The sequence below is a fragment of the Burkholderia sp. Bp8992 genome (genome assembly GCF_003853705.1).
Lineage (GTDB): Bacteria > Pseudomonadota > Gammaproteobacteria > Burkholderiales > Burkholderiaceae > Burkholderia.
The window spans coordinates 116240-137519 of sequence record NZ_QTQI01000011.1 but is presented as its reverse complement, the minus strand read 5'-3'; the positions used below and the strand labels follow the sequence as shown (position 1 = coordinate 137519).

Genomic DNA, 21280 nt, shown 5'->3' with positions numbered 1-21280 from the left:
CGTCGATCCGGTGGCCCGGTCACTCCGCTACCGGTTCGTAGAAATGCTTGAAGAGGCTGTTGTCCATCGGCCAGCAGTTTCCGCATTCATCGAGCAGGATCCAGTCGCCCGGCTTCACCGAGCGCCAGCCTTCGGGCGTCGCGACGGCCCAGATGCCGTGACGGCTCTCCACCCGGTCATGATCGCCCTCGGCGAACCACCGTGTCGCATCGACATAACTGGTGCGTTTTCTGAATCTCATGCCATTCCAAAGGGAAGCGAATATCAGCTTCGTGTTGCAGGGCGGGAATCGGATCGGGCGCCCGTGCGGAAAGCACGGCGCGGTGCTGCAGCGCCCACCCCGAGCAGCTGCTGCCTGGCCTTCAACGCGTTCGTCGCCGCGCGGGTTTCGTGCAACGCAATCCGGCTCTCGGCTATGTGCACCTGCAACTTGTCGCGTGCGACCGTGGAAATCCGGACATCGATCTCCTGCATGCGCCTGAGCGCCGCCCGCACCTCGTCCGGTGATTCGGTTGCGAGCGCAACCACAAACCTCAAACGCGCATCGGCGGCCTGAACGGCCTCGTCCCAGTCGGCCCGCACCACCGCGACTTCGATCGCGTTCGTGAGCACAGCGAGATGCTGGACGACTTGCAACGGCGTCATTTCACCCCCGTCGATGGCACGCGGTTCGTTTGCCTGCCCGGCCGACGCCGGCGCGCATCACGACCGCGAACCCGACGAATCGCCATGGATCATGCAGTACGTGGCAGGTGCTGCAATTGTAGGGACGGATATCCGGCGATATTGGTAATATTTTGTAATGATATGTCGAGTAACCTTGCCTGGCCTTGGTTCCGCCGATGCGGACGGCGTTCCGGACGACGGATTTTCGCAAACGTTTTCGTCTGAAGGATGCCCGATCGCGCATCCTCGCCGGCCCGCGCCGGCTATCGCGCCGAGCCGTTTCGGCCGAACGCACGCCCCCGCCCCGCCAGCCATTCATCGCTCCGCCAGGCAGCGGCACTTTCCACATCGATACGCTCACCGAACGAATCAGCTTTCGTCACATTCCGGCGGAATGTTGCGCAGTACCATGCACGTCGCGTCGGCTGCCACGCATTCGGACTGGACCTGACCGCTCGCCACTTTCCCGTTTTACCCCCTCGTTCAGCGATGCCCATCCGAATCCTGCTCGTCGAAGACGACGCCCCACTGTCCGCGCTGATCGCCGACTATCTGCGCAAGCATCATTGCCAGGTGGACACGCTGTTCGACGGCACCGGCGCCGCCGCCACGATCGTCGCGAGCCGCCCCGACGTGGTGCTGCTCGACATCAACCTGCCGGGCAGGGACGGCTTCGAGATCTGCCGCACGGCACGCACGCAATACGACGGCGTCGTCATCATGCTGACGGCCCGCGACGAGCCGTTCGACGAATTGCTCGGCCTGGAACTCGGCGCCGACGACTTTCTCCGCAAGCCGGTCGAGCCGCGCATCCTGCTCGCACGGATCAAGGCGCAGTTGCGGCGGGTGCGGACGCAGCCGGCCGACTGCGTGCCGGAATCGCCGCAGCGGTTCACCTTCGGCAAGTTCTCGATCGACCGCACGGATCGCCGCGTCCATCTTCCCGACGGCAGCGTACCGCGCCTGACGTCGACCGAATTCGACCTGCTGTGGGCGCTGGCGTGCCGCGCGGGCGAAGTGGTCAGCCGCGCGGAGCTGACGTTGCTGCTGCGCGGCATCGCATTCGACGGCCTCGATCGCTCGATCGACGGCCGCATCTCGAAGCTGCGCCGCAAGCTGTGCGACGACGCGGCCGAGCCCAAACGGATCAAGACGATCCGCTCCAAGGGCTATCAGTTCAGCAAGCACGCGTGGGAATGACGCGGCGCGTGTGACGAATCAGCGTCCGGCCTGCCATCCCCCGCCCAGCGCCTTGTAGAGCGCGACGAGATCGGTCGTCGTCTGCAGCGCCCCCTGCTCGGCCTGTTGCCGCCCTTGTGACCACTGTCGTTCGGCATCCAGTACGTCGAGGAAAGGCGACAACCCCTTCCGGTAGCGATCGCGCGCGAGGTCCAGCGCGCCCTGCTCGGCCTTCACTGCATCGTCGAGCGCCGTCGCGCGCGCCTGGTCGGTGCGATACACGGCCAGCGCATTGTCGACGTCGCGCAGCGCGACGAGCACGGCCTGCCGGTACGCCAAAGCCGCTTCCGCCTGACGCGCCTGCGACAGCCGCAGGTTCGACACGAGCGCGCCGCCGGAAAAGATCGGCAGCGACACGGCCGGCCCGAACGCATAGAACAGGTGCGACCAGTGCGCAAGCTCCCGCACGTGCGACGCGCGCAGGCCGACCTGCCCCGTCAGCGAGACGTCCGGATAGAACTGCGCGACCGCGACGCCGACGTCGGCCGTGGCCGCATGCAGGTCGGCCTCGGCCCGGCGGATGTCGGGGCGCCGGCGCGCGAGCGTCGACGGCAGGCCGACGGGCACGGTCGGCGGCACGCCCGGTAACGCGGCCGGCGCGGCGAGCCAGTCGTCGAGCGCGCCCGGCGCGCCGCCGACCAGATACGCCAGACCGTTGCGCAGCAGTACGATCTGCTGGTCGAACTGCGGCAGTTGCGCGCGGATCTGCGCGAGCCGTGCCTCGGCCGCCCGTACGTCGAGGTCGCTCGCGAGCCCGTGCGCGGCCTGTTCGCGCGTCAGGTCGAGCAGTTCGCGCTGCGCGCGCTGCAGGTCGTCGGCCAGTGCGCGTTGCGCCTGCGCGCCACGCAGTTGCAGATAGGTCTGCGCGACCTCGGCTTCGAGCGACAGCAGCGCGTCGTCGCGGCTCGCGACCGCCGCACTCGCCTGCGCGCCGGCCGATTCGACCGAGCGGCGCACGCGCCCGAACAGGTCGAGTTCCCACGATGCGTCGAACCCGGCCTGCCACAGGTTGACCGGCGCTTCGAGGGCATCGAGCGCGCCGCGCGCGCCTTGCCGCACGCTCGCGCCGGTGCCCGGCCCGAACCGGTCGAGCGGCGAGCCCGGTGCGCCGAGCCGGTCGACACGCTGGTCGATACCCTGTTCCTCGACGATGCCCTTCACGCCGAGCTGCTCGCGCTGGTAGCTCGCGCTCGCGCGCACGTCGGGCAAGCCCTGCGCGGCGGCCGCGCGAACCTGCGCGCGTGCCTGAGCGATACGCAGCACGGCGGCCTGCACATCGAGGTTGTCGCGCGCGGCACGCTCGACGAGCCGATCGAGCAGCGGATCGCCGAACGCGTGCCACCAGCGCGGATCGGGATCGGCACTCGTCACCGGCGACGACGGCGCACGCGCACCGGGAGCCGACGCCGCTGATGCCGCCGATGCGCCCGATGCCGGCGATGCCGCGTCCGCGGCCTGCAAGTCACGCCAGTTGGCCGGCGCCTCAGCCTGCGGCGGCTTGAAATCCGGCCCGACGGTACAGCCTGCGAGCACCGCGCAGGCGGCGAGCATCGCGGCGATCCCGCGTGCTCGTAGCGAATGTCGGCGACGGCCGCGTCGATGCATCGTCATCGTCAATGCCCTCCCGCGCCGCGCGCGGCCTTTGCCGGCGAGAAGAGGAACGTCAGTGGAATACTGAACGCGCAGAACACCGCGAGGATCGCAAACACGTCGATATACGCGAGGATCGTCGCCTGCTCGATGAACGTCTGGTACAGCCGCCCGCTCGCCGTCTGCAGCGCAGCCGACGGCGGCGCGCCCGTCAATTCGCCGATCGCACGCGCGTTCTGCTGCAGCGCGTCCTGGAAGTTCTGCGACAGCGTCGACATGTGCGTGGACAGATGGGCCATCCGCGCCTGCGTGCGTTCGCGGATCAATGCGGTCGACACCGAGATGCCGATCGAGCCCGCGACGTTGCGGAACATCGTGAACAGCGCCGAGGCGTCGTCGTTGAGCCGCTGCGGCACGGTCAGGTACGCGAGCGTCGTGATCGGCACGAACATGAAGCCGATCGCGAGCGATTGCGCGCAGCGGATCATCATCAGGTGCGTGTAGTCGATGTCCGGCACCAGCGTGCGCGAATAGATCAGCGAAACGCACAGCAGCACGAAGCCGAACCCGACCAGATAGCGCGTCTGCACGTGCGGCATTAGCCGGCTCACGAGCGGAATTTCCATCGTGATCAGCAGCGCGCCGGGCGACAGCACGAGCCCCGCGAGCGTCGCCGTGTAGCCGAGATGCTGCTGGGCGAGCTGCGGCACGATCACCGCGCTGCCGTACAGCACGGCCGCGAACGTCGCGATCGTCACGCAGCCGAGCGCGAAGTTGCGGTCGCGCAGGCACGACAGGTCGACCACCGGCTTTTTCGTGCGCAGCAGCCACAGCGTCGCGCCGACGAGGCCGAGCGCCGACAGCACCGCGAACACCCGGATGAAGGTGGAGCCGAACCAGTCCTCGTCCTCGCCGCGATCGAGCATCACCTGCAGGCAGCCGAGCCCGATCGCGATCAGCCCGATGCCGACGTAGTCGATCGAAATCCCGCGTTCGGCACCGCGCCGCCACGGCGGATCCTCGACGAGCTGCATCACCGCGAGTACGGTCAGCGCGCCGATCGGCACGTTGAGCAGGAACACCCAGCGCCACGAGAAATGGTCGGTGATCCAGCCGCCTAGCGTCGGTCCGAGCACGGGAGCAACGACGATCGCGATCGCCGAGATCGAGAATGCGCGATTGCGCTGCTCGGGCGGGAACGTGTCGAGGATGATCGACTGCTGGTTCGGCTGCAGCCCGCCGCCGAACAGCCCCTGCAGCACGCGGAACACGATCAGTTCGCCGAGGTTGGTCGCGACGCCGCACAGGAACGAGCACACGGTGAACGCGGCGATGCACAGCAGGAAGTAGCGCTTGCGGCCGAGCAGGCGCCCGAGGAACCCCGAGATCGGCAGCACGATGCCGTTCGCGACAAGGTACGACGTGAGCGTCCAGGTCGCCTCGTCGTAGCTCGCCGACATCGTGCCGGCGATGTGCGGCAGCGCGACGTTCACGATCGTCGTGTCGAGTATTTCCATGAACGCGGCGAGCGTGACGACGATCGCGACGAGCCACGGGTTCGCGGCCGGGCGCCACGCGCCATCGGACGCACCGCTGCGGTCGGGCGGCCGGTTCATCGGCGGGCCTCGTCAGGCGGGAAAGGCATGCGGGTATCGGGCATCGGATCGCTCCGGTCGAAACCGGCCGCGGCACGGCGGCCGGTCATTTCAGATGGACGGTCGGCACGACCGACAGGCCGAGACCGAGCGGCGGACGGGTCGGCAGCGGGCCGTCGAGCACGATCTTCACCGGCACGCGCTGCACGATCTTCACGAAATTGCCGGTCGCGTTCTCGGTCGGAAACGCGGAGAAGCGCGAGCCGCTGCCGAGCTGGAGACTGTCGACGTGGCCGTGCAGATCGAGATCGGGATACGCGTCGACCGACACATCGACGCGATCGCCGATGCGCATCCGTTCGAGCTGCGACTCCTTGAAATTCGCGGTGATCCACACGCGCGGCGTGACGATCGAGAAGATCGACGTGCCGGGTTGCAGGAACGAGCCCAGTTGCACGTTGCGCCGCGTGACCCAGCCGTCGGACGGCGCGCGCATCTCGCAGTACGACAGGTTCAGCTCGGCCGTATCGAGCTGTGCACGCGCCTGCAGCACCTGCTGGCGGCGTTCCTCGACCGTCGTCTCGGCCTGCCGGATCTGCTGCGGCACGAGGCTCGCGGTGCGCGCCTGCGCCTGGGCCATCGCGACGTTCGCGTCGGCGCTCGCGCGCTGTGCGTCGGCCGCGTCGATCGCCTGTTGCGACGTCGCCCGCGCATCGACCGCGCGCTGCCGCTCTTGCGCGGCGAGCGCCTGCCGATACGCAGCTTCCGCCGATTCGATCTGGGCACGCGCTTGCCGATACTGGGCCGGATACTGCACGTGCGCGATGTCGAGCTGCACGCGCGATGCGTCGAGCTGTGCCTGCGCGAGACCGAGTTGCGCACGCGCCGCATCGACCTGCGCGCGATAGTCGCGCGGATCGATCTCGACGAGCACGTCGCCACGCCGCACGTATGTGTTGTCGTCGACGGCCAGCCGCGTCACGTAGCCGGACACATGTGGCGCGACCGCGACCGCATTGCCGTCGGTGTAGGCATCGTCGGTACTTTCCTGGTTGCGCGTCGCGAGCCACCAGACGAGCCCGCCGATGAGCAGCACGAACACCACCGCGCCCAGGATGATCAGCGGCTTCTTGCTGCGCCGCTTGGGTTCGCCGTCGCCGTCGCTGCCGTTCCCGTCGCCGCCGGTGCGGCCGCCGCGATCGTCGTGCGGATGGTCGTCGCCGCCGCCGCCGCCCGGCGCATCGGTCGGGTGCTCGCCGTTGCGGCCCGGCGCGGCGCCCGAGCCGCCGCCGCCGGACTGGCCGTCGCCTGCACGGGCGACGGCGGCCGGCCAGCGCTCGAACGTCGGCCACGGCACGCGCAGCGGCGTCGACAGCAAGACACCGGCCATCGCCGGCACGAACGCGTCCGGCGCACCGGCGCCGCATCGTCCGGGCGTCAACGCGCGCCGCAGCACGAGGCCGAATCGCTCACGAACGGGTAACGGGCACAAGATCGCATCGGGCATGAAACGGGGCTCCAGGCGGCGGGCGCAGGCGTCATTGCCCGCGCCGACCTCAAGCGCGCGATCAAGCAAACAGCGGGCCCGGCAACGGCTTCGTCCCACCGCGGCACGCCCGATGCGCGACGGGTGCGCGCCGACCGCCCCGACAGGACTCGCGAACCATGACACGCTCGACCTCACTCGACACCGACACACGCGGCGAAGATCGCGGCGACAGCACGCCCGGCCCCGAAGGCAAGCGCCGCGGCACGGCCACGCCGCCACCGCGCAGCGCGCACGACCCCGCCGAAGGCAAGCCGGCCGGGACGGAAAACGGGGCGCCGCCGCCTCGCGCGCCAGGCGGCGAACACGGCGACGCGTGATCGCCGCGCCCCGCACCGAGCCGCCCGCCCGAAGCGGGCGCGACGGCCGGCGGCAGAAATGACAAGCCGTTGAAAAATCGCGGACGACGGTCACCAAGCTCGCGGGACACGTTCACAGGGCAGCCCGCGCGGCGACGACGCAGGAACGCACGTTGCGTCACAGGCGCATGGATCTTTCAATTGCCCGCCGCCTGCACTGCATGACGCTACCCGACCCGCCCGATTTCCCCGTTCGCGCAGTGCCGCTCGCGCCGCTCGCGAAGGAACGCGCGACGATCGACTGCCATCGCAACCAGCGCGTGCTGCTGGTCGCGCGCGGACGGTCGTCGCGCTGGACGCTGCCGGGCGGCGTGATCCGGCGCGGCGAATCGGCGCTCGACGCCGCGCATCGCGAACTTCGCGAGGAAACAGGGCTCGCCGATCTCGAACTCGCGTATTTCTTCTACGTGGACGGCAGCGTGAAACGCCATCATGTCTTCGTCGCGAGCCTGCCGTGCGGCGCGCACGCGTGCCCGGGCCGCGAAATCGCGCTGTGCCGCTGGGTCGGCATCGACGCGGTGCCGCACTGGCCGGCAAGCGCGCCGACGCAGCGCATCATCCGTCAGTTTGCCGGCCTGTGGGCGGCGTACGATCTGCAACCGGACGCGCTCACGCGTCTTTCGTCGTCTCGTTGAGCCCGGCGACCGGCGACTGCGGATCGCGCGCGAGGCCCTGGGCGAAAACCTTCAACCCTTCGAGCAGCGGCGTCAACGCATCCCACAGCGCCTCGTCGTGCAGCAGCCGATAGACGCCGCGCACGCCGGGCGCGACATGCGCGTGCTGCCCCGGCTGCCAGGCGCCCACGTGATGCAGCGCGTCGGCCGCCGCGAACGCGGCGCGACCGAACTGTTCCGGCGGAATGCGCGACAGCGCCGTCACGAGCATCGCGAGATTCTGCATGCCGCTCTGCATGCCGGGCTTGTCGAGCGCGTCGACGAACGTGTCGGCCAGCCGTGCGTTCGCGCTGACGACCTCGTTCGCGAAGCGCAGGAAGCCGTGTCGATGCAGGCTGCCCAGCAGGTGTTCGAGCGCGTCGTGCGCGCCGGACTCCGGTTGCGGCGGCGTCGTGTCGGGGGGCTGGCGTTCGGTCATGGGCTTGCTCCGGTTGAGGCGCCAGGCTGCCGTCGCGCCGGCAGCCGTGCGTGCGCCGAATGCGTGTCGTACTCGTTCGCCGGCCCCCGCCAGTGCGGGCAGCCGCGGCCGCGTCAGTGCGAATGACCGCCGGGCGGCGCCTTGTATTCGCTGCGCGCGCCCAGCGCGTCCTCGACGCGATGCACGCCATGCAGCGCGGCGACGCCGTCGATCAGCGCCTGCCGTTCGCCCTCCTCGACCTGTCCGGTCAGGCACACGTTGCCGCGCTCGACGCTCACGTCGATGTCGCGCGGGCGAGCGACGAGCCTGCCGAGCGCCGCACGCACGCGCTCGGCGACCTGCACGTCGCTCACATCGCCCGCGAGCCAGTCCGCCCGCAGGCCGGCGATCGCGCCGCGCGCATGGTCGGCCGCCCGCTTCACCTGCGTATTCGCATAATCGGCCACGTCGTGCCGGCCCGCAACCGCCTTGTCGCGCAGATAAGCGCGCCGGCGCCGGCCGGACGACGGATCGAGGAAGTACATCGCGGCCGCCCCGCAGGCGACGGCTACCGCAAGATTCAGCAACGGATTCGAAGGGGTTCTCGAGTTCATGGAAGCACCGTTGGCAATACCCGGAACAGCCGGGTTTCGTTTCTGTGTACAGCACGTGCCGTTCCCCGCTGCGAGCGTCGCATGCACGCGGTCGCGCCGCGAGGCGGCGCCAGAAACGACAAGCGTTTGAAAAATCATCGGGCCGTGCATCGTTCGAACGCTCGATCGAAAGATCACGATTCGGGTGGCGCGTCAGCCGTTTCCGCGCGCTTTCCCCCCGGCTCGTCGTCGCCGCGCTCGGCCGCGCGCTGCGCCATCTCGACATAGGTCTGCGCCAACGCGCGCAGTTCGTCCTCCGACGCATCCTCGATCCCGATCAGCCGGTCGCTCGCCGCGCGCGTGACCGCGAGCAGCTCGTCGAGCTTCAGGTGCAACGCCACGCTGTCGCGGTTCTGGTTGCGCTGCAGCAGGAACACCATCAGGAACGTAATGATCGTGGTGCCGGTATTGATGACGAGCTGCCACGCGTCGGAGTAATGAAACAGCGGCCCGCTCACGAGCCACAGCACGGTGATGGCGACCGCGCTGCCGAACGCCACCGGCGAGCCGGCCCAGGTCGTGACGCTCGACGCAAAACGTTCGAATGCGCGCGTGACGGCGTGCCCGGCCGACTGGGCACTGGCGCCGGGCTCGCACGCCGTGTCGCGACGGTCGCTCGGTGGGTCGTTGGGTTCGCGCATGAGAGCCTCCGGATTCGATCGTTCGTTTGAATGCGCGCATGCACCGCCATCCCGCCCGACGCGAACCGGTCGCTAGCCGGGACTTGGGGTTCGGTCCCGTATGCGCGCCATGAAACAAGCATCTCGCGTGCCCGGCCCGTACGGCCTGCGCGGGCTTTACCGCGGCGCGTGCGTGTCCACGTCGTCCGGGAAATAGCGCGTGTCGATCAACTGCGCGATGCCGTCGAGATCCGGAAAGATCGTCGCGATGCTCACGCCGACGCCGGCCAGCTCCCGCCGGATCGTCGCGAACCGGGCGCCCGGCACGACGATCCGCATCAGGCGGCCGGCGAGATCCGCATGCTCGTCGAGCGGCACGAAGCGCTCGGCACCGGCGTCGTAACAGTGAATCGTGAACCAGCCGTCCTGCGCGGTAATCCTCGGCATCACGTGGCGCGGCCGGAACACCTTGGTGCACGTGACCTGCAGCGGCGCGCGCCGCTCGGCGGCGGTCGCGATGTCGTCGGCGTCGTGCGACAGGCACCACACCACGCCGTCGCCACCCGATTCGCTCGCGCGCCGGACCGCGAACCACAGCGCGGCCAGCGCGTTGCCGGACCAGTCGAGCAGGCGCGTGCGCATCCCGTGCTGCTGCGCGAGTGCGAGCCAGTCGCACGCATCGAGGGCCTGCCCGGGTTCGAGATGCGGCAGCGCATGCCGCGTGAATTCGTCGAGCATCCGCGCTTCGACGTCGGGCGACGCACGCTGCCGCGCGATGCCCGGCACGAGCGGCCAGCCTGCGTTGCACTGGCCGCGAAAGAGCCGCAGCGCCATCGTCTGCCGCTGCGCGCCGATCACGGCCATGTAGCCTGCCACACTGTCGATCGAGCGATCTTCCGCCATGTGCTCACCGTCCATGCATCGCGCCTCCTGCCGCGGCTGCCCGTGCTTGCGGCCATTGCGTCGGCGCGTGTTCGTTATTGCCGCTTGCCGGAGGCGGAACCGCCGGTGGGGCCGGCTGCGTATCTCCGTCCTGCATCGCGGTTCACGGCGTCTTGCCGTGCTCCTTCTGCCAGCGCTCCATCAACGCGATCTCGTCGCGCTGCGCGGCGACGATCCGGCTCGCGAGCTGCCGCAGTGTCGGGTCCTTGCCGTATTTGAGCTCGACCTGCGCCATGTCGATGGCGCCCTGATGATGCGGCGCCATGTGCGCGACGAAATCGCGGTCGGCGTCGCCCGTGTACGGCGCGCTGTCCATCGCTTCCATCATCTTGCGATCGGCGCGCTTGAACGCCTGCGTAGACGTGTCGGGCACGCTGGCGGGACTCGGAGGGCGCAATTGTCCGGCCGCGGGCAGCGCCGTCACGCACACCGTCAGCAGTACGCAGGCGGCACAGCGGTGTATGGATGAACGGTTGAATGCAGGCATGAGACGATTTCTCCATAAGAATGTGAACGGTTCACGTGCGGCATCCTCGCTCGTACGCAACGTCGTATCGGCCGCTGCCGGAGCCGTGCGGCACGATTCACCGCCATCGCGCACGCGCATGCGCGTCGCCACGCGCGACCAGCGCGCGGATGCGGTCGGCGGTGCGGCACGCGATCGCCTGGATCGTCAGCGACGGATTGACGCCCCCCACCGTCGGAAACACCGAGCCGTCGCACACCCACAGGTTCGGGATGTCCCAGCTGCGGCAGTCGGCATCGACGACGCTCGTCGCCGGGTCGTCGCCCATCCGCACGGTGCCCGCGAGATGGCACGTGTCGTCTTCCTCGTGCCAGATGTCGCGCGCGCCGGCCGCCTCCAGCGAACGCGCCATCTGCGCGAGCGCGTGGCGGATCATCCGGCGATCGTTGTCGTCGTACGAATAGGTGACGCGCGCGACCGGCAGTCCGAACCCATCGCGTTCGTCGGCAAGCGTCACGCGGTTGTCCGCGCGGGGCAGCGTCTCGCCGACGATCTTCAGGCCGGCCTGGAAGTTGTAGCGCGCCATCTCGCGCTTCAGCGCGTCGCCCCACAGCCCGCGCGCGGCGACCTTGCGCGCCCATTCGATCGGCAGCGGCCCCTGGCTCATCCAGCAGTAGCCGCCGAAGAAATCCTTGCCTTCGTCCGCGTAGTTCCAGTGCTCGGTGATCGACAGCGACGGCGGCCCCTTGTACCAGCGCACTTCGTCGTCCATCGTCCCCCACGACGCCTGGTTGAGCTGCGCCATCAGGTAGCGGCCGACGAGGCCCGAGCTGTTCGCGAGCCCCTGCGGATGCCGCCCGTTCGCGGACAGCAGCAACAGGCGCGGCGTCTCGATCGCATAACCGGCGACGACGACGTTGCGCGCGCGCTGGAACCGGGTGCGGCCGTCGCGCTGGTAGTGCACGCCGGTCACGCGGTCGCCTTCGGCCTCGATGCGCAGCGCCATCGCGAGATCGCGCACTTCGGCGCCGGCCGCGACCGCGCGCGGTATCCACGTGATCAGCGCGCTCTGTTTCGCATTCGTCGCACAGCCGGCGATGCAGAAGCCGCGATACACGCACGGATGGGCGCGGCCGCGCGGCGCGGATAGTGTCGCGAGCGGCGTCGGCGTCCAGTCGATGCCCATTGCCTCCGCGCCGCGTGCGAGCACGAGCGCGGCCGCGTTCAGTTCGTGTGCGCGATACGGATAGCGCGGGCGCGGCGGGCCCCACGGGTAGTTCACCGGCCCGCTGATCTTCAACGCCTGTTCGACCTCGCGGTAGTAGCGCCACATCTCGCGCCAGTCGAGCGGCCAGTCGACGCCATAGCCGAGCGCGCTACGCGAGTGAAACCACGCGGGCCGGAACCGCAGCGACACCATCGCGAAATGCACGGTGCTGCCGCCGATCGCGCGGCCGCTGTTGTTGGTGCCGAGCGTCAGCGGATCGGCGCCGTCGCAGATCCGCTCGTCGGTCCAGAACAGCTTGTGCTGATGCGTCTCGTCCGATGCGAATTCCTCGAGCGGCCGCCACCAGGCGCCCGCATCGAGCGCGACGACCGAGAAACCGTATTCGGCGAGCTTGCATGCGAGCGTGCCGCCGCCTGCCCCGGTGCCGACGATCACGAAGTCGACCGCGTCGTCGTCGCGGAACATCCGCATCGGCGACCAGCCGCCCACGCGTAACGGATCGGGTGCACGGCCGTCGCGGCCGCGCGGCGTCGGCGCGGACAGCGGTTCATTGGCGGCCATCGCGATCGCCCTCCTCCACGCGCATTTCCGCTTCCCACGGGTCGCGGCGGTTGAAGTCCATTCGCACGTAGCCGCGCGGGCTCGCGGGGCCACCGAAGCCGATTTCGTTCCATGCGAACGGATGCCCGTAATACGCACCGCAAATATCCATCAGCACGCGCTTCATGAAGAACGTCTGCGGGTCCATGCCGGCCCAGGCCTGCGCTACCTGCGGATCGATATCGCCTTTCTGTACCGCGTGCAGCAACGCATCGGCGTCGCGTGCGCCGAGCGCCGCGAACGGGCAGCCATGCGCGTGGCGTGCCATCGCGTCGAGTGCGGCGAGGCCCGTCTGCCAGGCGGCGCGCAGCGGCGGCAGGCGCACATCGCGATAGCCGTCGCCGTCGTCGGCCGCGAGCCGCGCGTCGATCAGCGCGGTGGTCGGGATCGCGCCCGCGCCGCCCGGTTGCTGCGGCACGATGCGCGCACACAGCGCACCGAGCGTCGCAAATCGTTCGGAATCCAGATAACGCGGCGCATTGGCCGCGACGCGCAAGCGTGCATCGATCGCACGCCGCGTCGCATCGTTCCACGACGGCGTATCGCGCTTGGCGAGCACGTCGTAGCCCGGATAGCGCGGCAGCGCGACCGGCTTGCGGCTTGCGTCGTTCATCGCGCCTCCTGTTCGGCGAGCGCGGTCGCGGCGAGCCCCGCGATCGCGAGCGCGGTGAAGCTCGGCGGCGCCGGCAGCGGCGGGCCCGACAGCAGGTTCTGCGACCAGTTGCGCCAGCCGCCCATCTGCCGCGCGACGCCGCGCGCATGGAACGCGACGCCGATGAAGCCGAGCACGGCCGTCGCGCGCAGCCACGCGCGGCAGAAGCGCCGGTCGGCGCGCGGGCGCGACAGCGCGAGCTGTGCGGTCGCCAAGGCGGCCGCCGGCGGCACGACGACCGGCGCGAACATCGCGCGATGCTGGAACGCGCCGCGAAAATGCAGCAGACCGACTTCGCCGAGCGTGCCGACGAGCCCCGCCGTGACGAGCCCGGCCAGCGCGCGCCCGGCCGGCAGTCCGGCGAGCCGCGGCGCGTCGGCCGGGCTCTCGCGCAACCGCTCGCCCGCCGCGCCCAGCGCGCCCGACAGCAGCAGCGCGAACGGCGCGCCGAGCGGTGCGCCGTAGAACAGGTTGTGCCAACTGAACCCGCCCGGCCGCTTTGTCACGTTGTACAGGTGGAACGCCGAACCGGCGACGCCGACCGCCGCCGACGCGACGTGCACCGCGTCGCGCAGCCGATGGCGCGCGGGCGTGTCGTCCGCATGGCCGTGCACGCTCGCGATCACCGACAGCGTGGACATCGCGAGCGGCGCGAGCATCGCGCGATTGTGAAAGGTGCCGCGGTAATGCTCGACGCCGCTGTCGGCGAGTACCGAGCCGGCCAGCAGCAGCGCGCTGCGGTTGAGCAGCCGCGCGGCGTCGGCCAGTAACCTGTCACGCTCGGCGGCGCGGTATCGGCGGTGTCGCATCGTTCCTCCTCGTCGGCATTCAGCGCGCAAAATCCAGCAGGTCGGCGGCGCGCAATTCGAGGCCGAGCCCCGCGCGCGTCGCGTCGATTTCCAGTGCGCCGTCGACGAGCATCGGCGCGCCGTCGAACAGCATTCGCTCGATGCGGACGTGATCGTGAAACCATTCGACGTGACGCAGGCGCCGCGCCGCGCATCCGACGTGCCGGTGCAGCGCGGGCGCGCAATGCGCGGACAGGTCGACGTGGTATGCATCGGCAACTGCGGCGGCCGCCAGAAAGCCGCTGACGCCGCCGCAGCGCGTTGCGTCGGCCTGCAGCACGTCGACTGCTCGGCCCTCCAGCAGGCGACGGAAATCGTCAGGCGTATACGCGTATTCGCCGGCCGCGACGTCGATTCGCGCGCCGACGTGCTCGCGCACGAACCGCAACCCGGCGACGTCGTCGCTGCTGACCGGCTCCTCGAACCAGCGAATGTCGCAATCGGCGGCGGCCTGCGCGAACGCGAGCGCAGTGCGTGGCGCATACGCGCCGTTCGCATCGACGAACAGGTCGACGCCGGGCCCGAGCGCGTCGCGCGCCGCGCGCACGCGCAACGGATCGTGCGCGTCCGCCATGCCGATCTTGATCTTGCATGCGCGTACGTGTTCGGCCCGCCAGGCGTCGAGCTGCGCGGCAAGCGTCGGCGCATCGTAAGTCGTGAAGCCGCCGCTGCCGTACACCGGCACGCGGTCGCGCACGCGGCCCATCAGCAGCGCGAGCGGCACGTCGGCGAGTTTCGCCTTCGCATCCCACAGCGCGACATCGAGCGCCGAAATCGCGGTCGCCGCGATCCCGCTGCGGCCGACGTTGCGCACCGCGCGCCACAGCGCATCGACCGCGGCCGGGATATCCACCACCGGCCGGTTGCGCAATACGCCGGCCAGCAGCGACGCCACGAGCGTCACGGCGCTCGCGTCCGTGTACGTATAGCCGAGCCCCGTCACGGGCCCCGCGTCGATCTCGACGACGACGACCGTCGTCGCGGTCCATGCGTAGGTGCCGTCGGCTTCGGGCCCGTCGGTCGGCACGCGGTACGCGCGAGCGCGCACGTCGTCGATCGTCGGTGCGGCGGAAAGTGGCATCGTTGGGCTCCGGTCAGCTTGCTGTTGCGTGCGGATGCCGCGTGCAACCGCTGTGCCCACCGCATGCGGCGCGGCATGTGCCTTGCGCGGCAGCCTCGCATCGACTCATCCCGAACCAAGGAGAAACGGCATGGCGACAGTGGCGGATTTCATCGTCGAGCGGCTGTACGACTGGGGCGTGCGCCGCATCTACGGCTACCCGGGCGACGGCATCAACGGCTTTTTCGGCGCGCTGAACCGCGCGGACGGCAAGATCGAATTCATCCAGGCGCGCCACGAGGAGATGGCGGCCTTCATGGCGTCCGCGCATGCAAAATTTACAGGCGAGCTCGGCGTATGCGTCGCAACATCGGGCCCCGGCGCCGCGCACCTCGTGACCGGCTTGTACGACGCGCGGCTCGACCACATGCCGGTGCTCGCGATCGTCGGCCAGCAGGCGCGCGCGGCGCTCGGCGGCCACTATCAGCAGGAAGTCGATCTTCCGGCGCTTTTCAAGGACGTTGCAGGCGCATTCGTCCAGCTTGCGACGGTGCCCGGCCAGGTGCGCCACCTGGTCGACCGTGCGGTACGCACCGCGCTCGGCGCGCGAACGGTCACGGCGCTCGTGCTGCCGAACGACCTGCAGGAGCTCGACTACGCGCCGCCGAAGCGCGCGCACGGCACCGTGCATTCGGGGGTCGGCTATACCGCGCCGAAAGTCGTGCCGTATGCGGACGACCTGCGGCGCGCGGCCGACGTGCTCAACGCGGGGTCGAAAGTTGCGCTGCTGGTCGGCGCCGGCGCGCTGAAGGCGACCGACGAAGTCATCGCGGTGGCCGACCGGCTCGGCGCGGGCGCCGCGAAGGCGCTGCTCGGCAAGGCCGCGCTGCCGGACGACCTGCCGTGGGTCACCGGCTCGATCGGGCTGCTCGGCACCAAGCCGAGCTACGAGTTGATGACCGAATGCGACACGCTGCTGGTCGTCGGCTCCGGCTTTCCGTACTCGGAATTCCTGCCGAAGGAAGGTCAGGCGCGCGGCGTGCAGATCGACCTGAAGGCCGACATGCTGAGCCTGCGCTACCCGATGGAAGTCAACCTCGTCGGCGACAGCGCCGAGACGCTGCGCGCGCTGCTACCACTGCTGAACGAGCGTCGCGACACCGCATGGCGCGACCGGATCGCGAAATGGAACCGCGACTGGCACGACACGCTCGCGGCCCGCGCCGCCGCGAGGGCCAGCGCCGGGCGGGGCGTGAATCCACAGCGGGCGTTCACCGAACTGTCGCCACGCCTGCCCGACGACGTGATCCTGACGAGCGATTCGGGCTCCTGCGCAAACTGGTATGCGCGCGACCTGATGATGCGGCGCGGAATGATGGGGTCGCTGTCCGGCGGGCTTGCGTCGATGGGCGCGGCGGTGCCCTACGCGATCGCCGCGAAGTTCGCGCACCCGGTGCGCCCGGTGATCGCGATGGTCGGCGACGGCGCGATGCAAATGAACAACATGGCCGAGTTGATCACCGTCGCGAAATATTGGCGCCAGTGGCCCGACCCGCGCTGGATCTGCATGGTGTTGAACAACGAGGACCTGAACCAGGTCACGTGGGAACAACGCGTGATGGAAGGCGACCCGAAGTTCGACGCATCGCAGCAGATCCCGAACGTGCCGTACTACCGCTTCGCGACGCTGCTCGGCCTCAAGGGCATCTACGTCGACGATCCGGAACAGCTCGGCGCCGCGTGGGACGAAGCGCTCGCGTCCGACCGGCCGGTCGTGCTCGAAGTGAAGAGCGACCCCGAGGTGCCGCCGCTGCCGCCGCACGTGACGCTGCAGCAGGCGAAGCATTTCGCCGAAACGCTGGTGAAAGGCGACGCGCGGGAGGGCAACGTGATCGTCGAGACCGCGCGGCAGGTGCTGTCGGCCGTGCTGCCGGGCAACGGCGAACACGGCGACAAGAGCAGCAAGGGAAGCAAAGGCGAATCGTAAGTAAGCCAGGCGCGGGACGGCTGCGCGACACCCTAGCCGATGTCGACGTCGTCCCGCCCGTTCCCCTGCAGCGCGAGCGCCGCGTTCACGAGCCCGACCTGCGCGAGCGTGAACGGAAAATTCCCGCACAGGCGCCGCGCGTTCACGTCGTATTCCTCGGACAGCAACCCCACGTCGTTGCGCAAGCCGAGCAGCCGCTCGAACAGCGCATGCGCGTCGTCGTCGCGGCCCTGCATTCGGTACACCTGCACGAGCCAGAAGCCGGCCGCGACAAACGCGCCCTCGTCGCCTTCGCAGCCGTCCGCGAAACGCGGCGGCCGATAGCGGAACGGCAAGCCGTCGTCCATCAGTTCGCGCTCGATCGCCGCGACCGTCGCGACCACGCGCGAGTCGGACGCATCGAGCATCCCCGTCAGCGGAATCAGCAGCAGGCTGACGTCGATGCCGTCGCCGTCGAAGCGGTCGACGAAGCGGCCGAGCTGCGCGTGATAACCGTGTTCGAGCACCTCCGCGCGCACCGCGTCGGCCCAGCGCCGCCACACGTCGAGCGGCGCTTGATGGCCGAATGCGCGCGCGGAGCGGTACGCGCTTTCGACCGCGGCCCACACCATCACCTTCGACGACGTGAACGGATGCCGGCCGCTGCGCACTTCCCAGATGCCTTCGTCCGGCTCGCTCCAGATCGTCGCCAGATGTTCGAGCAGGCGCCGCTCGAGCGTCCACGCGTCGTCGTCGGGCGGCAGCCCGTGCCGGCGCGCCTGGTACAGCGCGCCAAGCACCTCACCGTATACGTCGAGCTGCAACTGGTCGGCCGCCGCGTTGCCGAAGCGCACCGGCTGCGCGCCTTCGTAGCCGGCCAGATGCACGGCCTGCCACTCGGCCGCGCGCCGGCCGCCGTCGGCCGCATACAGCACCTGCAGTTGCGACGGATGATCGGCGATCGCACGCACGAGCCAGTCGCGCCAGCGCGCGGCCTCATCGCGATAGCCGCAGCGCACCAGCGCGCGCAGCGTGAAGCTCGCATCGCGCAACCAGCAGAAGCGGTAGTCCCAGTTGCGCTTGCCGCCGAAGCGCTCGGGCAGCGAACTGGTCGGCGCCGCGACGATGCCCCCGGTACGCACGCTCGACAGCAGTTTCACCGTGATCAGCGCGCGTTCGATCGCGTCGCGATGCGGGCCCTTCGCGACGTTGCAATCCGACCAGACGCGCCAGAACGCCTGCGTGTCGTGCAGCGACGCGTACGCATCGGGCACGGCCGGCGCCGGGTCGAACGAGCGCGCGTAACTGATGCAGGAATCCACCCGCTCGCCCGCCGCGATCCGTCGCGTGCCGACCAGCCGGTCGTTCTGCACGTCGAGTCGCGCATCGGTGTCGAGCCACATCGCATCGCCGCCCGTCGTCATCCGCCAGCGCCGGCCCAAACGCCGGCACCACGGCAACGCGCTGCCGTAGTCGAAGCGCACGCCGAGATCGACGTCGACGTCGACCGTCCCGCGCTCGCCGCGCACGCTGCGGATCAGACACGGATCGCGCGCGTTCCAGCTCATCCAGTCGGTGATCGAGATGCAGCCCGACGCCGTTTCGAACGTCGTTTCGAGGATCGCCGTGCCAGGCAGATAGCGGCGTGTGGCGCGGGCATCGCACTCGCGCGGCGCGATCCGGAACCGGCCGTTGTCCGGCGTACCGACGAGCGCGGCGAAGCACGGCGGCGAATCGAAGTCCGGCCAGCACAGCCAGTCGATGCTGCCGTCGCGCGCGACGAGCGCCGCGCTGCGACCGTCACCGACGAGCGCGTAATCCTCGATCCGCATCGCGCTCACCGGCGCCATTTGCGTGCGGCGGCACACGCGGCCGCGAGCACCGCGACGGCCGCGCCGAATGCGAGCGCGCGCGACGCGCCGAGCCCGGCCTCGGCGCCCGTGCGGTGCGCTTCGTCGCTGAACGCGCCACGTGTCGCATGCCGGCCCGGCACGGGCGTCCACAGGTTCGACACGCGCGGGCCAGCCGGCGCCGCGCGCTGCTGGCCGCGCACGGCAGTCCGCGCGAGATAGCGGTCAAAGCAGCCGGGCGCGATGCCGTTCGCGACGATCGCCGCGAGCGACGACCAGCCGACCCAGCGCTCGCGGCACGGATGCCGCGCGGCGTGCACGATCGCATCGGCCGCCACCTCCGGCGCATAGACCGGCGCGACCGGACGCGGTGCGTGCGGCAGCACGGATTCGGCCCAGTCGAACTGCGGCGTGTCGATCGCCGGCAGTTGCACCATCGTCACGCGCACGCGGCTGCGTGCATGCAGCAGTTCGCAGCGCAGCGCGTCGGTGAAGCCGCGGATCGCATGTTTCGCGCCGCAGTACGGCGCCTGCAACGGAATCGACCGGTACGCGAGCGCCGAACCGACCTGCACGATCGTGCCGCGGTTGCGCGGGGCCATCCGTGCGAGCGCGGCACGCGTGCCATAGACGCAGCCGAGGTAGGTCACGGCCGTCACGCGCGCATAGTCTTCCGGCGAGATGGCGTCGAACGGTGCGAACACGGTGACCATCGCGTTGTTGACCCATACGTCGAGCGGCCCGAATTCGTGTTCGATCCGCTCGGCCGCCGCGTCGAGCGCGGCCGCGTCGCTGACGTCGACGGCGATCGGGAGCGCCTGGACGCCATACGCACGCACCTCGCCCGCGGTGTCGTGCAGCGCGCGCGGGTCGCGAGCGAGCAGCGCGACGTTCGCGCCCAGCCGTGCAAATGCGTGGGCGGTCGCACGGCCGACGCCGGCGCTCGCGCCGGTGATCGCGACGGTCTTCACGGTCGGTCCTCCCGTTTTGCGATGAGGGCCGGCACGCCGCCGACGCTTTCGCGCCGCAGCGTGCCGGAACGGGATCCGCCCAGCAAACGGTATGCCGCCGCGCACGCGAGCCGTATCACCCCGGCGCATGCCGGGAACGCTCGCCCAATTTACAAGCCAGCTGTAACGCACAGGCCGTGGCGCGCGCAATTCCGCATCCCCAAGGCTGGCTATGAGCGAGCCCGTCGCGCACGAAACTTGCTCTGCCGCGAACGGCTGTCGTCACGCCGCCGAATGCGGCAAGGAGTCGTGTTGCTCGTTGCGCCGTCCAGGAAAACGCGTCATATCGCGTGCATCGCACCGTTTGCGTGGGCGGTCGCGCCGCTCGCCGCGCGCGCGGCCGCCCAGCGCGCCGCGCCCGGCAATCCCGCCGCGCCGCTGCCGCTCGCGTACGTCGTACATGCAGCCGGCCCCGCCGCGCAGCCGGTCTTCGTGCTCGGCTGGGCGCTGCTCGCGCTGTGCGTGGCCGTCTGCGTCGCGATCGCCGTGCTGCTGCTGATCGCGATGTTCCGCCGGCGCGCGCAGGCAGGCGGCAGCCACGGCAGCGGGATGACGATCGTGACCGTCGGCAGTGCGATCTCGATCGTGCTGCTGTTCGGCGCGCTCGTGTCCATGCTGCGCGTGCTCGGTGCGGTCGCGACGCCGCCGCATCCGCCCGCGCTGACGGTCGTCGTCACCGCGCACGACTGGTGGTGGGCCGCGCGCTATCCGGACGACGCGGGCGGCAGCGCATTCGTCACCGCGAACGAGCTGCACATCCCGGTGGGCGAGCCCGTCGCGATCGAACTGAAAAGCGCCGACGTGATCCACGCGTTCTGGGTGCCGCAGCTCGCCGGCAAGACGCAGACGATTCCCGGCCAGACGAATCGCCAATGGCTGCAGGCCGACCGGCCGGGCATCTATCGCGGGCAGTGCTCGCAATACTGCGGCGCGCAGCACGCGCACATGGCGCTCGAGGTCGTGGCCGAGCCGCCCGCCGCGTTTCGTGCGTGGCTCGCCGCGCAGCGCCAGCCGGCACCCGTGCCCGGCACCGACGCGCAACGGCATGGCCGGCGCGTGTTCGCCGCGCGCTGCGCGGGCTGCCACACCGTGCGCGGCACCGACGCGACAGGCGACGCCGGCCCCGACCTCACGCACGTCGGCTCGCGCCGGCTGCTCGCGGCCGGCACGCTCGACAACACCCCCGACGACCTGCGCCGCTGGATCGCGCATGCGCGGCAGGTCAAGCCGCAGTCGCTGATGCCGTCGATCGCGCTCGCGCCGCGCGACGCCGACGATCTCGCCGCGTATCTCGCGACGCTGCACTGAACGGAGGATGC

At 70.1% G+C, this 21280-nt stretch carries 21 protein-coding genes; 5 read left to right on the top strand and 16 right to left on the bottom strand.

Features of this window, described 5'->3' with window-relative positions; all coding sequences use genetic code 11:
* Positions 1–19: 19 nt before the first annotated feature.
* Entirely contained in the window at positions 20–241 is a 222-nt protein-coding gene (locus DIE03_RS18035; protein ID WP_124452628.1) for a hypothetical protein, read from the bottom strand.
* A 23-nt stretch (positions 242–264) separates the two neighbouring features.
* Complete coding sequence (locus DIE03_RS18030) at positions 265–645, bottom strand: hypothetical protein (RefSeq protein ID WP_124452626.1); 381 nt, start codon at positions 643–645, stop codon at positions 265–267.
* 510 nt (positions 646–1155) lie between these two features.
* Between DIE03_RS18030 and DIE03_RS18025 the strand changes: the two genes are divergently transcribed.
* Positions 1156–1866, top strand: coding sequence for a response regulator (locus DIE03_RS18025; RefSeq protein WP_124452624.1), 711 nt, complete (start codon positions 1156–1158; stop codon positions 1864–1866).
* An 18-nt stretch (positions 1867–1884) separates the two neighbouring features.
* On the opposite strand, the gene DIE03_RS18020 is transcribed toward DIE03_RS18025, so the two are convergent.
* From DIE03_RS18020 to DIE03_RS18010, 3 genes are all read right to left on the bottom strand, one after another.
* Positions 1885–3516, bottom strand: coding sequence for an efflux transporter outer membrane subunit (locus DIE03_RS18020; RefSeq protein ID WP_124452622.1), 1632 nt, complete (start codon positions 3514–3516; stop codon positions 1885–1887).
* A gap of 2 nt (positions 3517–3518) precedes the next feature.
* Positions 3519–5111, bottom strand: coding sequence for a DHA2 family efflux MFS transporter permease subunit (locus DIE03_RS18015; RefSeq protein ID WP_124452620.1), 1593 nt, complete (start codon positions 5109–5111; stop codon positions 3519–3521).
* Positions 5112–5196: 85 nt separating this feature from the next.
* Positions 5197–6597 carry an HlyD family secretion protein gene (locus DIE03_RS18010; RefSeq protein WP_124452618.1) on the bottom strand — a complete coding sequence of 467 codons (1401 nt, stop codon included), beginning with the start codon at positions 6595–6597 and terminating at the stop codon, positions 5197–5199.
* A 158-nt stretch (positions 6598–6755) separates the two neighbouring features.
* Here DIE03_RS18010 and DIE03_RS18005 point away from each other — a divergent pair, with 158 nt between their 5' ends.
* Both DIE03_RS18005 and DIE03_RS18000 read left to right on the top strand, forming a co-directional pair.
* Positions 6756–6956: a hypothetical protein gene (locus DIE03_RS18005; RefSeq protein WP_124452616.1), complete on the top strand. Its 201-nt coding sequence runs from the start codon at positions 6756–6758 to the stop codon at positions 6954–6956.
* Between the two features lie 200 nt (positions 6957–7156).
* Positions 7157–7630, top strand: a complete 474-nt coding sequence (locus DIE03_RS18000; protein ID WP_124452791.1) for an NUDIX hydrolase — start codon at positions 7157–7159, stop codon at positions 7628–7630.
* Here DIE03_RS18000 and DIE03_RS17995 read toward each other — a convergent pair.
* From DIE03_RS17995 to DIE03_RS17955, 9 genes are all read right to left on the bottom strand, one after another.
* Positions 7605–8087: a DUF1641 domain-containing protein gene (locus DIE03_RS17995; RefSeq protein ID WP_124452614.1), complete on the bottom strand. Its 483-nt coding sequence runs from the start codon at positions 8085–8087 to the stop codon at positions 7605–7607. The two genes, DIE03_RS18000 and DIE03_RS17995, sit on opposite strands and share 26 nt — an antisense overlap.
* A gap of 113 nt (positions 8088–8200) precedes the next feature.
* Entirely contained in the window at positions 8201–8680 is a 480-nt protein-coding gene (locus tag DIE03_RS17990; protein WP_124452612.1) for a BON domain-containing protein, read from the bottom strand.
* 173 nt (positions 8681–8853) lie between these two features.
* Entirely contained in the window at positions 8854–9360 is a 507-nt protein-coding gene (locus tag DIE03_RS17985) for a low affinity iron permease family protein (protein WP_124452610.1), read from the bottom strand.
* A 156-nt stretch (positions 9361–9516) separates the two neighbouring features.
* Complete coding sequence (locus DIE03_RS17980; protein WP_124452608.1) at positions 9517–10257, bottom strand: FRG domain-containing protein; 741 nt, start codon at positions 10255–10257, stop codon at positions 9517–9519.
* A gap of 127 nt (positions 10258–10384) precedes the next feature.
* Positions 10385–10768, bottom strand: a complete 384-nt coding sequence (locus DIE03_RS17975) for a DUF305 domain-containing protein (RefSeq protein WP_124452789.1) — start codon at positions 10766–10768, stop codon at positions 10385–10387.
* Between the two features lie 97 nt (positions 10769–10865).
* Positions 10866–12536 (bottom strand): GMC family oxidoreductase, encoded by a 1671-nt coding sequence (locus DIE03_RS17970; RefSeq protein WP_124452607.1) that lies wholly within the window; start codon positions 12534–12536, stop codon positions 10866–10868.
* Positions 12523–13188, bottom strand: coding sequence for a gluconate 2-dehydrogenase subunit 3 family protein (locus tag DIE03_RS17965; protein WP_124452605.1), 666 nt, complete (start codon positions 13186–13188; stop codon positions 12523–12525). The genes DIE03_RS17970 and DIE03_RS17965 overlap by 14 nt, the downstream gene beginning before the upstream one ends.
* Positions 13185–14036: a hypothetical protein gene (locus DIE03_RS17960; RefSeq protein ID WP_124452603.1), complete on the bottom strand. Its 852-nt coding sequence runs from the start codon at positions 14034–14036 to the stop codon at positions 13185–13187. Before DIE03_RS17960 ends, DIE03_RS17965 begins: the two co-directional genes overlap by 4 nt.
* Before the next feature lie 19 nt (positions 14037–14055).
* On the bottom strand, positions 14056–15156 hold the full coding sequence (locus tag DIE03_RS17955; RefSeq protein WP_124452601.1) for an enolase C-terminal domain-like protein: 1101 nt from the start codon (positions 15154–15156) through the stop codon (positions 14056–14058).
* Positions 15157–15286: 130 nt separating this feature from the next.
* Between DIE03_RS17955 and DIE03_RS17950 the strand changes: the two genes are divergently transcribed.
* On the top strand, positions 15287–17122 hold the full coding sequence (locus DIE03_RS17950) for a thiamine pyrophosphate-requiring protein (protein WP_124452599.1): 1836 nt from the start codon (positions 15287–15289) through the stop codon (positions 17120–17122).
* 32 nt (positions 17123–17154) lie between these two features.
* On the opposite strand, the gene DIE03_RS17945 is transcribed toward DIE03_RS17950, so the two are convergent.
* Entirely contained in the window at positions 17155–18933 is a 1779-nt protein-coding gene (locus tag DIE03_RS17945; protein WP_124452597.1) for a glycoside hydrolase family 15 protein, read from the bottom strand.
* 5 nt (positions 18934–18938) lie between these two features.
* Entirely contained in the window at positions 18939–19922 is a 984-nt protein-coding gene (locus tag DIE03_RS17940) for an SDR family oxidoreductase (protein WP_124452595.1), read from the bottom strand.
* 291 nt (positions 19923–20213) lie between these two features.
* Between DIE03_RS17940 and coxB the strand changes: the two genes are divergently transcribed.
* Entirely contained in the window at positions 20214–21269 is a 1056-nt protein-coding gene (coxB, locus tag DIE03_RS17935) for a cytochrome c oxidase subunit II (protein WP_124452787.1), read from the top strand.
* The last annotated feature ends 11 nt before the right edge of the window (positions 21270–21280 follow it).